The following is a 14831-nucleotide window of genomic DNA, read 5'->3' on the forward strand; positions in this document are numbered from 1 at the left end:
CCCATAATCCACATCTGTTACCCTTGTTGCTCTTCGTCTGTGGATTCCGTGGTTTCCGTGGCAAAAATAGTGTTTGGAGCAGTTAGGGGGTTATGTCGTCCTTAACTTACAGCTTACGGCGTAAAGCTTACGGCTTTCTTTCCCTCTTATCTCAAACCAGCAATGCTGCCGCTTTAATCAAGGCATAGCATCGGCTGCCTGACGTCAGCCCCAGCTGGGCTACCGAGTAGGCAGACAGCTGCGCCGGTATCTGCTCACCACCAGCCAATGTCAGTCGCAGCAGCATCCGGCCTTTGGTTAGCGGTATGATGCTGGCAACGGTGGCCGGCAACTGATTCACAATCGAAATGCCGGAGATGTGTGTCAGGGCGATGCTGACATCGCTGGCCAGAATGCGTAATCGAACCGAGTCTGACGTGAGCGGCGCCAGATCGGCCAGCCAGATCCGCCCGGCTTTACAGTCAAAGGGCAAACGACCATCGGCCAGCGGAGCGGCAAGACGGCCTTCGATGATCCCCGCCACTTCATCATCCTTGTATAACGGCGTATCGGGCCGCGCCAGCGCCTGTTGCAGGCTGTCGTTACAGGTTATCCGGCCTTGATCCATCAACAGCACCCTGTCGGCCAAGCGCTCGACTTCTTCCGGGGCATGGGTGACATAAAACACCGGCACCCTGGCCTGGGCCGACAGCCGCTCCAGCAAGGGTAATATTTCTCGCTTTGCCCGGTTATCCAGCGCCGAAAGCGGCTCATCCAGCAGCAACAACTCCGGGCTGGTCAGCAAGGCTCTGCCTATGGCCACGCGTTGGCGCTGCCCGCCCGACAGCTCGGCCGCCTTTTGCTTGAGCAGCGGAGTCAGGCCCAGCCAGTCGATGATTTGCGCCTTGTCTGCCCGGCGCTGTGCTGCGGGTATCCGGCGCCAGCCATATTCCAGATTACCCAACACCGACAAATGCGCAAACAGGCTCGCTTCTTGAAACACATAGCCCAAACGCCGTTGATGGGTGGGTACAAAAAACTGCTGGTCTTGCCAGCACTGTTCGCCCAGCCAAAAATGACCGGGGCAACGTTCAAGCCCGGCCATGGCTCGTAACAGGGTCGTCTTGCCACAACCGGAAGGACCAAACAAAGCGGTCACGCCCCTGGCGGGCAGCTCGAAGTCGACCTGCAGCCGAAAGTGGTCGCGTTGTACGTTAAATGCCGCCTTGATGGTCATATATGCACCACCGAAAACCGCCGGTTAAGCACATACACCGAGAGCAGGATGCTGAATGACAACACCAGTAACAGGCCGGATAACAGATGCGCCTGACCGTATTGCAGGGTTTCCACATGATCATAAATGGCAATCGACACCACCTGGGTCGTGCCCGGAATATTGCCGCCAATCATGAGTACCACGCCAAACTCCCCCAGGGTATGGGCAAAGCCCAGTACGATGGCGGTTAAGAAGCCATTGCGTGACAGCGGCAAGACCACGGTGACGAACCGATCAAACGGTGATGCTCTCAAGGTAGCGGCGACTTCCAGCGGGCGGCGACCAATGCTGGTAAAGGCCCCTTGCAGGGGCTGAACCACAAAGGGCAAAGAGTAAAATACGGAGCCGATCACCAGCCCGGTAAAGCTGAACGCCAGGCTCCCCCCTCCCAGTGCGAGGGAAGCCTTGCCAAAAATGCCATTGGGCCCCAGCGCCAGCAGCAGATAAAAACCCAGCACCACGGGGGGCAGTACCAAAGGCAGTGCCACCAGGGCTTCAATTACCGTCTTGAGGCGGCTACGAGTCTGGCTGAGCCACCATGCCAGCGGCATGCCAATCACCAACAGCACCAGCACGGTCACGCCCGCCAGGCGCAAGGTAACCAGCAAGGCCGTTATATCATCCGCAGACAACGACATCCTTCTTCCTTTTAAGCCAGGTTATTTAAGAAACATAAGTAACCTCTTATAACTGATGTGAGTTTTGGCGCTGGCTTGCCTTTATCGTCACCCTCGCGAAGGAACGTCATCCTCGCGTAGGCGGGGACGGGGTCCAGTGCCTTTGTAGGCGCCCGAAGACTGACAGTCCTGCGCCACAAGCCCTGGATTCCCGCCTTCGCGGGAATGACGGTAGAACCACACCTGTTATGCGGCATTACTTATAAATACAGCAGTCAAAACTGAAAGGTAAACGTCACCTTTGGCAGCACTTTTGCTTTCTGCCGTCTCACCCTATTGCGTCTTATTCGCCCGCAACACTATAGCCGTAAGACTCTATGATGCTAATGGCGGCGGGCGACCCCAGATAGTCGAGCCATTCCCGTGCTGCCGGCTTGTCTTTGAGTAACACCGCCTGCTGCGCGATGGGGTCGTGCATGTCTTCGGGGACCTGCCAGTAGGAGCCGCCCTTCAAGCGGCCATTACTGAACACTTGCGACTTGGCAACAAACCCCAGTTGAGCGTTTTCGCTGTAAACATATTGATAGGCCTGGCCAATGTTTTCGCCGCGCACCAGTTTAGGCTGTACTGCATCCCAGTAGCCCAGCTTGCCAAGGGTTTGCTGCGCCGCTCGACCATAAGGCGCCGTTCTGGGGTTGGCAATAGCGAGATGATTGAACCGTTGTTCTTCAAGTACCGCCAGCTCTTCATCAATCAACTGCTGTTGCGGGCTCCATAACACCAGTGTGCCCAGCGCATAAGTGAAGCGCGTATCGGCAATGGCAATCCCTTCTTCATCCAGCAAGGTGGGTCGCTCTTCATCGGCCGCCAAAAATACATCATAAGGCGCACCGTTTTTAATCTGCGCATACAACTTGCCGGTAGAGCCGGAAGACACCAGCACCTTATGGCCGCTTTGTTCGGCAAAGCGGTCGCCCAGCGTCTTGATCACATCGATAAAGTTGGCGGCTACCGCCACCCGAACTTCATCCGCCGCCAGTGGCGCAGAACAGCCCAGTGCCACAAACAGCAGCGATAAACGCCATTTACTCTGCATCCCTTGCCTTCCCTTTGGTTGTATCAGTCAGTCGACATGCCGGGTGCGTCAGGAAAACGCCCCTCCCCTTTCTGCCCTGCCGTAGGCCAGCACCAGCAGAAGCGGACCCAGCTTTACTATCACAACCCCCCTGTTGGTTCAAACTGTTGAACTCACAAAACGTCCGCGCGTTCACTCCGACACCATAGGCTGACATATGACAAAGCCCCCTTAGGGGGCTTTGTAGCAATACCTATGCTGAGTTGGAGCAACTATCAGATGCAGATGTTTATCGGATGCCCGATAGCTACCCGATAACTAGCCAATGACGCCAATGGCGTTGAGGAACATGATAACGATGGCGACAGGGCTGATATAACGGATAGTGTAATACCAGAGCCGGTAACCCAGGCCCCGCCCCAACTCTTCTTCCGTTGCCTTGCGGGTCATGACCCAACCGGCAAAGATAGCGATAAACAGGCCTCCCAGTGGCAGGAACCAACCGGATGTCAGGTAATCGAGTACCCCGAAGAAAGTCTTGCCAAACAGGGTATGCTGTTCCCAGATATTGAAAGAAAACACGGTTCCCAGGCTCAGGACCCACATTACCAGGCCAGACATCAGGCAAGCCCTGAATCGGGAAATCCGGTACTTCTCTGTCATCCAGGCCACCGCCGGCTCGATCAGCGATATGGCCGAAGTTAGCGCAGCCACCGACAACATGATAAAGAACATCATGCCAAACAGGCCGCCCAAGGGCATCTGCCCAAAGGCTATCGGCAAGGTTACAAACAACAAACCGGGGCCGGAGCCCGGCTCAAGGCCATTAGCAAAAACCAGGGGGAAGATCACCATGCCCGCGAGCAGGGCCACCAAAGTGTCCAGAATGCCAATGGTGATGGCGGTCTTGGCGATAGATACGTTTTTCGGTAGGTAGGAGCCGTAGGTCATCATGCCACCACCGGCAAGGCTCAACGTAAAGAAAGCATGACCCAGGGCCACCAGTATGCTGGTGCCGGACAGCTTGCTGAAATCCGGGTTGAACAGGAAGTGCAGTCCCTGCATAAAGTACCCCGTAGTCATGGCGTATCCCACCAGCACCAGCAGCAGGATAAAAAGGCCGGGCATCATGGCATTCACCGCCTTCTCCAGCCCCTTTTTGACCCCTCGCACTACCACCCCCAGGGTAATCAGCAGGACCAGGGTTCCCCAGAAGATCAGGGCTCCGGGGTCGGCCAGCAAACGGCCAAAATGGGCACCGACCTGTTCGCTCGAGGCACCCTCGAAAGCGCCCTTGGCCGAGTCAAATATATAGGAAAGGCCCCAACCGGCCACCACCGTATAGAAGCTGAGGATCATGAATCCGGACACCACGCCCAGCCAGCCCAGCAGCCGCCAGTGGCGGGATACCTTGAACTCCCGGGCCAGGTTGGTCATCGAGTTGGCAGGGTTTTGCCTTCCCCGCCGACCGATCATGACCTCCGCCATTAACAGCGGGAGTCCGATCACCAGAATACAGGCCAGATACACCAGTACGAAGGCGCCTCCTCCATGTACCCCCGTGACATAGGGAAATTTCCAGATATTTCCCAGGCCAACGGCGGATCCCGTTGCGGCCAGAATAAAGGTCAGGCGGCTGGACCATTGTAGTTGAGATGGACGTCCCCCTACATCCGTACTCGCCCCGACCACAGCGTTACCATGACCCGCCAATCCCGTGTTTTCCATAACTCAGACTCCTGATAACAACCAAAAAGAGGGGAAACACCTGTCTCCCCATGAGCGACCGTTGTCGCGCACTCTGCCTTGGCCGACTGAGCCAGCTCTTGGCAATGCCATGCAGAGAGGCGTCTCTGCTTCACTGCTTTACTGCATCTCGATTAGAATCAACAGATCCTAGGTTACCGCCAGCTTTTTCTTGAACTCCGGTCTGTCCCACTCCTTATTGGCCATGATCTCTGCCAATGCCTGGACCATGTCCCACAGATCCACATAGCGGGTATACAGCGGGGTAAAGCCGAAGCGCAGGATATCTGGCGCCCGGAAATCACCGATGATGTTACGGGCAATCAGCGCCTGCATGATGGCGAAGCCCTGCTCATGAACCAGGGATACCTGGCTGCCGCGCAGACTCGCGTCCCGGGGGGATGCCAGGGTAAACCCGTAACCGGCGCAGTGTTGTTCCACCAGTTCGATAAAAATGTCACCCAGCTGACGAGACTTGGTCCGGATCGCCTCCATGTCGGCCGAGGCCATGATATCAACCCCCACTTCCAGGACGCTGGCTGCCAACACCCCTGTGGTGCCACAAAGACCACGCTTGATGCCGGCCGCCGGCTCATAGACATCGCTCATGGCGAAGGGATTGGCATGGCCGAACCAGCCGCTTAGAGGCTGGCGGAACTCGGCATGGTGGCGTTTGGCCACAAACAGAAAGCCGGGGGCACCCGGTCCACCGTTGAGATACTTGTAACCGCAGCCCACGGCGAAATCGGCCTGTACGGCATTCAGCTCCACCGGCACCGCTCCCGCACTGTGGCTAAGATCCCATAGTATCAGGGCTCCCACTTCATGGGCCCGAGCAGTGAGTGCCGCCATGTCGAACATCTTGCCGGACTTATAATGCACATGGGTCAGCACTACCAGGGCGGTGTCTTCGTCAATGATCTCTTCCAGCCGCTCACGGGGGGCCGTTTCCAGGCGTACCTCGCCTTTCAGGAAACCTTCCAGCCCCTGCAGGATATAAAGATCGGTGGGAAAATTGCCCGGTTCGGACACTATCTTGCTGCGTCCCGGACGCATGCGTACCGCCGCCGCTGCCAGTTTGAACAGGTTAACGGAGGTAGAATCGGCCACCACCACTTCACCGGCCTCGGCCCCGATTAGGGTGGCGACTTTATCCCCGACCCGCTCGGGTAGCGAAATCCAGTCGTGGGTATTCCAGCTGCGGATCAACCCCTGCCCCCACTCCTGCTCCACCACCTCGGCTGCCCTGGCCTTTGCAGCCTTGGGGAGAACACCTAGGGAATTGCCGTTAAAATAGATAAGCTTGGGGTCCAATTCAAACAGCTCCCTGAAGGGCGACAAGACGTCGTCCTGATCCAGACGGGCCAGGGAGTCACGGGTAAAATGAGTCATTATTCAATACTCCTGAGTAATGCACGCACAGGGGACGCATCCAGCTGTGCCAATTTCAGAGGTGGGGCGATCAGCTCGTAATGCCCCGCTGCTACCTGGTCAAACACCAGTCCTTCCAGAATCGCCATGCCATGGCGGCGCACCATCTGATGGGCAGCCAGGGTTTTAGAATCCTGGGGATCCAGAGACGGGCTGTCGATACCGATCAGCATGGCGCCCCGCTCCGCCAGCAAGTTCACCGTGTCGGCTGCCACCGCGGTGAAGTCCGCCTGCCACTGGTCATGGGGAAACTGCTGACAGGTTTTCAGCAGCACCCGCTCGACCCGAGCCGGCAGGAAGGGCTCAACATGCTCGGGGCGCACCAGGCCACGAGCCTGAGTCACATCGATCAGCAAACAAGGACCTATATAGGGGGTTAACTCCACTTCGGCGATGGCCTGGCCCTCGGCATCATAGTGACGGGGCGCATCCGCATGACTGCCTGTGTGGGTCGACAACTGAAAGCGAGCCACATTGACCGGGCAGCCGTTTTCCAGAACCCAATTAGGCTCGGCCTGGTATTCGGTATCGCCAGGCCACACCGGAATGCCGGGTCTGAGGGTCTGTGATATATCCCATATCTTGCTCATCATTGTCTCCTAGATGCTGGTTCTGACCGACCAGAGTTCGGGGAAGAACTGTAGATCCAGCGCCTTGACCAGGTAGGAAACGCCGCCGGTACCCCCCGTCCCCTTCTTGTAGCCGATGATGCGCTCGACCGTCTTCATATGACTGAAGCGCCATTTCTGGAAGTTGTATTCCATGTCGACCAGCTTCTCCGCCAGCTCGTAGAGATCCCAGTGTTCGTCCGTCTGCTGATAGACCCGGGACCAGGCCTGCTCCACCTCGGCACAGGCCTGATAGGGCTGGGACCAGTCCCGATCCAGGCAATGTTCGGGAATATCGAAGCCGCGCCGCTTGAGCAACTGTAAGCTGATGTCGTAGATGCTGGGGGCATGCAGTACCCGGGTCAGATGTTGATAGTGCTGGGGATGGGCCCGGTGTGCTTCCACCATCTTGGGGTTCTTGTTGCCGAGCAAAAATTCCAGTTCCCGGTACTGGTAGGACTGGAATCCGGAGCTCTGCCCCAGGGCATCGCGAAAGCTGGCATAATCCGCCGGGGTCATGGTCACCAGCACTTCCCAGGCCTTGATCAACTGCTCCTGGATACGGGCGACACGCGACAACATCTTGAAGGCGGGTCGGAGGTTGTCCTGCTCTATATGCCGGGCGGCAGCGTAGGCCTCGTGCAGGCACAGCTTCATCCACAATTCCGATACCTGATGGATCACGATAAACAGCATCTCATCATGCTGGGGCGATCTGGGGTGTTGGCAATCCAGCAACCGTTCCAGGGCAAGATACTGCCCATAGCTCATGTCCTGCTCCCAGTGCACGCCTTCGTCCTGCAGATCCACCATGCTGCCTGTTGCTTTATCCGTTCCGTGATTAACCATTTTCAAACACTCCATTAACCAGTCGATTGCAAACGAGTTTACTTCACACATTCTCTGGTGTAAATTTCATTAAAGTTAAGTTTTTGATGAAATTTATTAATGTATGAATACCAAGATCAGCACCCGCCACATGCAGATGATGGTCGCCATCGCCGATGCGAGCAGCGTCGCCGAGGCGGCACAAACGCTAGGCCTGACCCAGTCGGCCCTGAGTCACAGGATCAAGGAAGCAGAGCGGCTGCTGAACACTGAGCTGTTCTACCGTAAACACAAGAAACTGACGCCAACCAGTGCCGGAAAACGACTGTTGCATTCTTCCCGTCTGATACTGGGAGAACTCGAGCGGGCCGAACAGGATATCAATAAGCTGTCGGTCGGCATCGAACATGTGGTGCGCCTGGGCAATGAATCCTATGGTGGCTACCACTGGTTACCCGCCTGCCTGACCGCCTTTACCCGGAACTATCCCAGCATCAGTGTGGAGATCATCCCGGACGTTTCTCTGGATCCCTATACTGCTCTGCGCAGCGGCCGCATTGATCTTGCGCTAGTCTCCGGCGGACAGCCTCCCGAGGGCTTTACACATCGCTGGCTGTTTCGTGACGAGATGCGGCTGGTGATGCCCGAAGGACATGCACTGGCCGGAAAGCAGTGGGTAGATGCCGCCGAGATCGCAGCCGGCACTTATGTGACCTACCACACCACTCCCAGCAAAGGACGAGAATACGAGCAGCTGTTCAGCCGCTATCGAATGTTACCGGTACGGGTATTACGTGCAGGAGTCACAGAGGCCGTGATTGCGCTGGTACGCGAGGGATTCGGGCTGACCATAATGCCCACCTGGACCCTGCAACCCTACCTGGAGCAAGGCGGGATAACCACAGCCCGGGTTACCGAAGAAGGGCTCTATATCGACTGGTACCTGCTGACCCGCAAGGATGAGCGGCCGGACTCTCCCACCGGCAAGTTCTTGGACTGCCTGACCTGCCTTTATCAGCAGCCCGTACTTCCCGATACCCAGCCAACTACAAAGTAAGCAGGCAGCACACCAAGGCTGCTGCCTGACTGAATCATGAATGATTGTTGCTAGAGGGGAAGCACCGCCTTTATCCAGAAAGCGCTGCCTTCGGGGCGGTTTTCCACGGCAAGTTCATGCTGGTATTTCAGGTTCACGGAAAAACCCTTACCGTTGTCATATTTCACCGACGGCCCAATAGCAAACGCCTGCCCCCGGTTGTTGGCGATGGTCATGCCATTACGCTCATCGTCGGTAAGTTGCTTGTAACCATAGCCCCCGATGCCGACTATCCAGTCCGAAGTCAGGCTGTAGCCGATAGCATAGTCAAAATGAAACTCCTGACCTGACTGATAGTCAGTATCCGGATTTTCAAAGTTATAATCATACATCAACTTGATGTCTGCATTAATTCCATTCGGGTCCATATAACTGGCCGCATACACAGGTTGCAGCGTCCAGTAGTTACGACCGATATTGGCCAGCTCGTTGTGATCGTAACGACCTGTAGGCGCAAAAACGTCGATAGAAAAGGCGGTATGCAGATGGGGACTGTGATGATAGGCCACGCCCAGGGTGAGATCGATATCGCCCAGTCCCCGCTTGCGCTGCTGCAGACCGTTGACGTTTACATCGAGATCCACCAACGGCAGCAGCAAGGCACTGAACAATTGGCCACCCAGAACCTGTTGCTCGGTGACCCATAACAGCCTGGGGGCAATGACCTTAGCCCGCAACTTGAAGTCTAGCGGCAATGGGTCACCATTCGCGTCATTGAGTTGGTCGGCCGAGTAGCTACTGGCATAGAGCAACGGATACACTCCAGCAGGAGGCAACGCGCCCACCCCGAAGTTTTCCGCGCCCATGGGATAGATGGAACCACCACCTTCGGTCGCCGCAACTCCCGCCGAGAGAGACAGTCCCATAGCGACGATAATGCCCCGTATACAATGAGCCTTGTACTTTGGTCTGCTATTCATCTGAAGTTCCTTGTTCAGATATGACTGGCCGGCGGCGCCGGCCAGTCGGGTGGTCAGGACAAAACGGTGTTCAGGGCGCCAAAGCGGCCCTTGAAGAACAGCATGGGCTCTCCTTCATCCGTGCTGAAATCCTCGACTCTCCCCACAATCAGCAGGTGATCGCCCAGTCGCCGGGTAAACTCTACCCTACATTCGAACCGGGCCAGAGTATCCGCCAGCAAGGGCACCCCCTGCTGATTGAGCCGATAGTCGATGCCGGCAAACTTGTTATCCCGGGCTCCGGCAAACTGCATCGCCATGGCTTCCTGCCCCTGGCCGAGTACATTCACGGCAAACAGCTTGCCTTCGTCAAAAGATGCCAGGTTGGGCGAACTCAATGCCAGGCTCCACAGTATCAGCGGAGGAGCCAACGATAGGGACGAAAAGGAGTTGGCAGTGATGCCCACCATGGCACCGTCTTCGCCAGGGGCGGTAACCACTGTTACGCCGGTGGCAAAGTGTCCCATGGCATTGCGTAATGCCTTGGTGTCCAGGAGAGGAAAAACTTCAGCCACTGGCTCTGCCTGCTTGGCTGCGGTTGTTGCTGAGTTCATTTTATGCCTCCTTCTTCAAGTGCTGTCCGATCAGATAACGACAGGCGTCGGGAGCCACCCACCAGGGGAAATAATCCGGTGGATTATCGAAGCCGTTGGCGATGGTTGCCGCCAGTTCGGGAGATGCCTGAGCGGCACCCAGCAGCTCGAGCAGGTGAGGTTCAGGCGGCCGCAACATGCTGTTGGTCCAGGCCACCACATCACCGGCGTAATACCAGTAACGCTCAAAGGTTTTCTGCATCCAGTCGACGTCAAAGGGCTGATCACCGTTTGCCACTATGGCATCCAGATACACTTTGCTGCACTTGGCGGCGTTATTGGAGCCCTGACCGGTAATGGGATCGTTAACCACCACCGCATCCGCCATACCGAAGATATAACGTCCGGAAGGCAGTCGAGCGACCGGCTTGCGCACCGTAGGCGGGAAACGCCCTGCCAACACGCCGTTATCGTCGGTCAGCTCGATATGCTTGCAACGCTCGGCCTGAGCCGGTGCGAAACGTCGTACTATCTCCAGGCTCCGCTGCAGATGCTCCTGGGGAGTCTTGATATCCTGCCAGCAATCCATGGGGCCGCCCGGGATCCCTTCGAACACCATAATTTCACAGGGGCCGTTGACAGTCAGTGCCGGGAACACGAAATATTCTCCCACCCCAGGGATCAGGTTGAAGGCTATCCGAGAGAACGGCTCGCTTGGCGCCATGCCCTGCACATAGGTCAATGCCAGGGCGCGCTGGGGGCTTTCGAAGACGGAACGCTCCGCGTCCCGCGCGAACAACCGGACAATTTCTCCCTTGCCTGCTGCCAGCATGACCAGATCATGAGACGCGGCCAGCTCTTCCAGCTCCGCTACACCGGCATCCCTGATGATAAGCTCACCCCCTTTCTGCTTGAAAACCTCCATCCATCTGGGCATTTTGAGTCGTTGGTCCACCGATTGAGCAGGCTTATCCAGCTGCGCCGCCCAGTCAATCCGGCTGTCACCGGGCTTGTCCGGATCGTTCACCGTCAGACCGAATCCCTCCACCGGCGGACTGTCCTGTTCCCAGAAGTTCAGCCCCAACTCACGCTCGGTCTGCAGCGCGTTGTTAAACATGCACTGACTGGACATCACACGTCCGTTGCGGATCTCCTCGCCGGTACGATTGGACATCAGGGTAACCTGATAGCCCTGTTCGAGCAGACCGATGGCCGTTTGCAGACCGGACTGGCCCGCCCCCACTATGGCAATACGTCGGGTCATAACTATCTCCATGTCATTGTTGTTGATGAGTATTCTCTGGCTGCGTCATTGTCCTGCCAGTCGGGGAATGGCCGGCTGATGCTGTTCTGGCCCCATGACGGCATAGCCGCCATCTACCGCATAGTCGGCGCCGGTCACAAAGCTGGCCAGCCCCGAGCACAGGAAACGGACTACGTTGGCCACTTCCTCAGGCTCCCCCAAGCGCCCAAGCAAGTGATAGTCCGCCGCTACCTGGTCCGCCCTGACACGATCGCCACCGCTGACCTCCTCGATCACCCGTGACCAGGTCCAGCCCGGGGACACCGAGTTAACCCGGATCCTGTCAGCGGCAAAATCCAGCGCCATGCTGCGGGTCAGATGCAGCATCGCCGCCTTGCTGACCGGATACAGCCAGCGCCCTGTCTGGGCTACCTTGGCCGAGATACTGGTAAAGTTGACCACGGCGCCGCCCCCACGCCGGCGCATGGCCGGCAACACGGCCTTGACGGCCATCGCGGCACTGACCAGGTTGATGTCGAGGGCCTTCAACCAGGCAGCTCTGTCGGAATCGACCCCGTCATCCTGATAACTGCAGGCGAGATTAATCAGGTAATCGACACCACCAAACTGGGACTCGGCCTGTCGGACCGCACCTTCCAGCTGCCGGTCATCGGTAATATCTACCTCCAGAAACAGGGCCTGGGGGCCCAGTCGCTGGGCCAGCGCCGAACCTGGTCCGGCATCAATGTCCAGGATCACCACATTGGCACCGGCGGCAACAAAGCTGTCGGCCACGGCCTGCCCTATCAGGGTTGCCCCGCCAGTGATCAAGGCGGTACGATTGTCAAACTCTTTCATTAATGTCGCTCCCATGATTCAAGCCTTACCGGCACTGTCGGCCCAGCTGGCCATCAGGGTATTGGACGGCAACGACTCGTCCAGCAGCTTGGCGGTGGTTTCGCGCCCTGCTACCGGCAGTCCGGCAGGATCGAGCAAACCGATCTGGACCAGCAGGGATGCCTGATCCCAGTAAATGTGCTCGTGATAGAGTTTGTTCCCGCGAAACTTGACCACCGCCAGAAGAGCGATTTCGACAAAGCGCCCGGTCGGCGCTACACCAGGCAGCAGCCAGTCGATCTCGCAAGTGTGAGTGAAACTGAACAGCAGCTCATCCACTATCTGGGTATCGCCCACGGTACGGGAAATCGGTGTCAGCCTGGTATCGGGCGGATTGCTGTCAACAAAATGGTGTTTGTAAAAACGGTACAGCTGCCGATAACCCACCCCGCCAGTCATGGTGGGGATATGATTGACATAAGGCTCATTCACCATGGTGGCCATGGTGTCTTCAACATTACGGGTATCGAACTCGTACTCGCAATGCTTGTCCCACAAGGCAGACAGATCATAATGGGGGCCGATCCTGCGACGTAGCGCTGAGACCGAGCGCTGATGTGCCATTAGTGCCGATGGCTTGTGGAAATGCGGTGAACCGGCCCGGGCGAAGGCGTGATCGACCTCTGGATAAAGGTAGAGTTCGACATTGTCACGGGCCTCCAGCCCAGCATAAATCTGCTCGCGGGCGGCGGCCGGGCAGTATTCATCGGCGCCGGCAAAATGCAGAACCAGGCGACCCTTGATGTTGTCGGCCTCATCGAGGTGATGCTCCATGCCCATGCCGTAGTAGCCGATGGCCACGTCGACATCACAGCGGCAGGCAGTCAGGTACGCCAGCCGGGCGCCGAGACAGAAACCCAGTACCGCCAACCCGCCGTTCACTTCTGGACGCTCCCTTAATACGCCCAGGGCGGCGTCTATATCCGCAATGCCTTTATCCTGATCAAATCCCTGAAAGAAGCCGAATGCCAACTGGAACTCTTCGGCGCTGTAACCCAGCTCTACACCCGGCTGCTGACGCCAGAACAGATCGGGCGCTAATACCACATAGCCTTCTTCTGCATAGTACTCGGCAATCTCACGAATATTGGCATTAACCCCGAAGATTTCCTGGAGCAACACCAGACCGGGGCCCGAACCACAGGCTGGTACGGCTAAATAACCACTGAATACACCACTGCCGTCCCTGGCACTGATCTGAATTGAACGTCCCATCTTGTTTCTCCTTTTCTCGTATGGCCTTGTGTACCGCCATACTAGACAAGGAAGAAACTGGACGTCGCACCGCCCAGCGCGACAACGATCCGTTGCGTGCAGCTATTTTGATGAATCGACATATGCCCAGATACGGCAGAAGAAGCACAGCAGGGCTGGGAGACTGACTCTCGCTATCCATTTAGTGCAGTGAAGATCCAAATAGTGAGAAAAAGGTGTCCCCCTCAGCGACACCGATAAAAAAACCATTTAATTTAACAGAGTGGCAACATATATTGATTTCTGGAGATTGCTGACACGCAACCAGCAAAATGCACATGGAGATATCAGTGCCATCACTTAGTTATCCACAATCATCGCTGGCGTTATCCCTGCTGAACAATAATGAGCGGCTGCTGTTCTCATCCCGGGAGCGGGAGGAAGTGGAAGGAAAGGTTTCTTCTGTCTTCAAACCCCACAGCCTGGAGATAGACAAGCGTTCAACCAGGCTTGATTCTCGTCTGCATCATGTACCACTCGGCCAGGTATCGTTCAATCGCCTGAAATACGGGGGAGAAGTTCGCATTCAACCGGAGCGGCTGGAGGACTTTTTTCTGATCCAGATGCCCCTCCGAGGAGAGGCACATATTATCAGCGATGGACAACCGCTTCGCTCGGTAGCCGGGATCGGTTCGGTACTCAATCCCACCCAGCTACTGGATATGCGCTGGAGTAGCGCTTGCGATCAGTTGATCCTCAGGATTGAACGACAAGCTCTGGAGCAGACCTGCAGCAGTTATCTCGGCCGACCAATCAAAAAACACCTGGTATTCGAGATCGGGCTGTCTTGGCAGTCCAATCCCCACTGGTATAGCATGATGACCTATCTGAGCCAGGTACTGGATCAGGGCCCCCCCAGCCCACTGCTTTATCCGCAACTGGAGCAACTGGTGCTCGGTACCTTGCTGAGTGTCCAGCCCCACTCTTATTCCCAGGCTCTGCTTAACAGCGAACAGCGACTGGCCCCACGGCACGTAAAACGAGTCGAAGAGTATATTCAGGACCATGCTGATGAGGCGATAACCCCCGCCATGCTGGCCAACCTGGCCGGGGTCAGTCTGCGTACCCTCTATGCCGGCTTTAAGGATTTCAGGGGAGTCAGCCCGATGGAGTACCTGCGCAGCATACGGCTGAAACGGGTCAGGGAAGAGCTATGTCTGCAAGGGCCGAACTGTTCGGTAACCGACATCGCCACCCGATGGGGCTTTGGCCACATGGGTCGCTTCAGCCAGGAATACCGCCGGTTGTTTGGCGAAAACCCCAGCGAAACCAAACGTAAGTCCTAA

At 56.8% G+C, this 14831-nt stretch carries 14 protein-coding genes; 2 read left to right on the forward strand and 12 right to left on the reverse strand.

What is annotated here, in order from left to right:
• Positions 1-151 precede the first annotated feature (151 nt).
• From modC to kynA, 7 genes are all read right to left on the reverse strand, one after another.
• Positions 152-1216 (reverse strand): molybdenum ABC transporter ATP-binding protein, encoded by a 1065-nt coding sequence (modC, locus tag ACN0VL_RS03005; RefSeq protein WP_417614644.1) that lies wholly within the window; start codon positions 1214-1216, stop codon positions 152-154.
• Positions 1213-1890, reverse strand: coding sequence for a molybdate ABC transporter permease subunit (gene modB, locus ACN0VL_RS03010; protein ID WP_417614707.1), 678 nt, complete (start codon positions 1888-1890; stop codon positions 1213-1215). The genes modC and modB overlap by 4 nt, the downstream gene beginning before the upstream one ends.
• 328 nt (positions 1891-2218) lie before the next feature.
• A complete protein-coding gene (gene modA, locus ACN0VL_RS03015; protein ID WP_417614645.1) occupies positions 2219-2971 on the reverse strand; it encodes a molybdate ABC transporter substrate-binding protein in 753 nt (250 codons plus the stop codon).
• 297 nt (positions 2972-3268) lie between these two features.
• Positions 3269-4678: a sodium-dependent transporter gene (locus tag ACN0VL_RS03020; RefSeq protein ID WP_417614646.1), complete on the reverse strand. Its 1410-nt coding sequence runs from the start codon at positions 4676-4678 to the stop codon at positions 3269-3271.
• Between the two features lie 168 nt (positions 4679-4846).
• Positions 4847-6088 (reverse strand): kynureninase, encoded by a 1242-nt coding sequence (gene kynU, locus ACN0VL_RS03025; RefSeq protein WP_417614647.1) that lies wholly within the window; start codon positions 6086-6088, stop codon positions 4847-4849.
• Entirely contained in the window at positions 6088-6717 is a 630-nt protein-coding gene (kynB, locus tag ACN0VL_RS03030; RefSeq protein ID WP_417614648.1) for an arylformamidase, read from the reverse strand. Before kynB ends, kynU begins: the two co-directional genes overlap by 1 nt.
• Before the next feature lie 9 nt (positions 6718-6726).
• Complete coding sequence (gene kynA, locus ACN0VL_RS03035; RefSeq protein ID WP_417614649.1) at positions 6727-7584, reverse strand: tryptophan 2,3-dioxygenase; 858 nt, start codon at positions 7582-7584, stop codon at positions 6727-6729.
• 103 nt (positions 7585-7687) lie between these two features.
• Between kynA and ACN0VL_RS03040 the strand changes: the two genes are divergently transcribed.
• Entirely contained in the window at positions 7688-8620 is a 933-nt protein-coding gene (locus ACN0VL_RS03040) for a LysR family transcriptional regulator (RefSeq protein WP_417614650.1), read from the forward strand.
• A 50-nt stretch (positions 8621-8670) separates the two neighbouring features.
• Here ACN0VL_RS03040 and ACN0VL_RS03045 read toward each other — a convergent pair whose 3' ends face one another.
• The 5 genes from ACN0VL_RS03045 to ACN0VL_RS03065 are packed head-to-tail and all read right to left on the reverse strand — an operon-like array spanning position 8671 to position 13506.
• Positions 8671-9579, reverse strand: coding sequence for a SphA family protein (locus ACN0VL_RS03045; RefSeq protein WP_417614651.1), 909 nt, complete (start codon positions 9577-9579; stop codon positions 8671-8673).
• A 53-nt stretch (positions 9580-9632) separates the two neighbouring features.
• Positions 9633-10172, reverse strand: a complete 540-nt coding sequence (locus ACN0VL_RS03050) for a flavin reductase family protein (RefSeq protein ID WP_417614652.1) — start codon at positions 10170-10172, stop codon at positions 9633-9635.
• Position 10173: 1 nt separating this feature from the next.
• On the reverse strand, positions 10174-11415 hold the full coding sequence (locus ACN0VL_RS03055; protein ID WP_417614653.1) for a styrene monooxygenase/indole monooxygenase family protein: 1242 nt from the start codon (positions 11413-11415) through the stop codon (positions 10174-10176).
• Positions 11416-11460: 45 nt separating this feature from the next.
• On the reverse strand, positions 11461-12252 hold the full coding sequence (locus ACN0VL_RS03060) for an SDR family oxidoreductase (protein ID WP_417614654.1): 792 nt from the start codon (positions 12250-12252) through the stop codon (positions 11461-11463).
• 18 nt (positions 12253-12270) lie between these two features.
• Positions 12271-13506 (reverse strand): dienelactone hydrolase family protein, encoded by a 1236-nt coding sequence (locus ACN0VL_RS03065; RefSeq protein ID WP_417614655.1) that lies wholly within the window; start codon positions 13504-13506, stop codon positions 12271-12273.
• A gap of 329 nt (positions 13507-13835) precedes the next feature.
• On the opposite strand from ACN0VL_RS03065, the gene ACN0VL_RS03070 reads away from it, so the two are divergent.
• Positions 13836-14831, forward strand: a complete 996-nt coding sequence (locus ACN0VL_RS03070) for an AraC family transcriptional regulator (RefSeq protein ID WP_417614656.1) — start codon at positions 13836-13838, stop codon at positions 14829-14831.

The organism is Oceanisphaera sp., assembly GCF_048268965.1.
Taxonomy (GTDB): Bacteria; Pseudomonadota; Gammaproteobacteria; order Enterobacterales; family Aeromonadaceae; genus Oceanimonas.

What these genes read in the sequence shown, in the direction of transcription:
- kynB (WP_417614648.1), bottom strand. Translation starts at nt 6,717, where the DNA reads ATGAGCAAGATATGGGATATATCACAGACCCTCAGACCCGGCATTCCG.
- ACN0VL_RS03040 (WP_417614650.1), top strand. Translation starts at nt 7,688, where the DNA reads ATGAATACCAAGATCAGCACCCGCCACATGCAGATGATGGTCGCCATC.
- ACN0VL_RS03045 (WP_417614651.1), bottom strand. Translation starts at nt 9,579, where the DNA reads ATGAATAGCAGACCAAAGTACAAGGCTCATTGTATACGGGGCATTATC.
- ACN0VL_RS03055 (WP_417614653.1), bottom strand. Translation starts at nt 11,415, where the DNA reads ATGACCCGACGTATTGCCATAGTGGGGGCGGGCCAGTCCGGTCTGCAA.
- ACN0VL_RS03060 (WP_417614654.1), bottom strand. Translation starts at nt 12,252, where the DNA reads ATGAAAGAGTTTGACAATCGTACCGCCTTGATCACTGGCGGGGCAACC.
- modA (WP_417614645.1), bottom strand. Translation starts at nt 2,971, where the DNA reads ATGCAGAGTAAATGGCGTTTATCGCTGCTGTTTGTGGCACTGGGCTGT.
- ACN0VL_RS03050 (WP_417614652.1), bottom strand. Translation starts at nt 10,172, where the DNA reads ATGAACTCAGCAACAACCGCAGCCAAGCAGGCAGAGCCAGTGGCTGAA.
- modC (WP_417614644.1), bottom strand. Translation starts at nt 1,216, where the DNA reads ATGACCATCAAGGCGGCATTTAACGTACAACGCGACCACTTTCGGCTG.
- ACN0VL_RS03020 (WP_417614646.1), bottom strand. Translation starts at nt 4,678, where the DNA reads ATGGAAAACACGGGATTGGCGGGTCATGGTAACGCTGTGGTCGGGGCG.
- kynA (WP_417614649.1), bottom strand. Translation starts at nt 7,584, where the DNA reads ATGGTTAATCACGGAACGGATAAAGCAACAGGCAGCATGGTGGATCTG.
- ACN0VL_RS03065 (WP_417614655.1), bottom strand. Translation starts at nt 13,506, where the DNA reads ATGGGACGTTCAATTCAGATCAGTGCCAGGGACGGCAGTGGTGTATTC.
- kynU (WP_417614647.1), bottom strand. Translation starts at nt 6,088, where the DNA reads ATGACTCATTTTACCCGTGACTCCCTGGCCCGTCTGGATCAGGACGAC.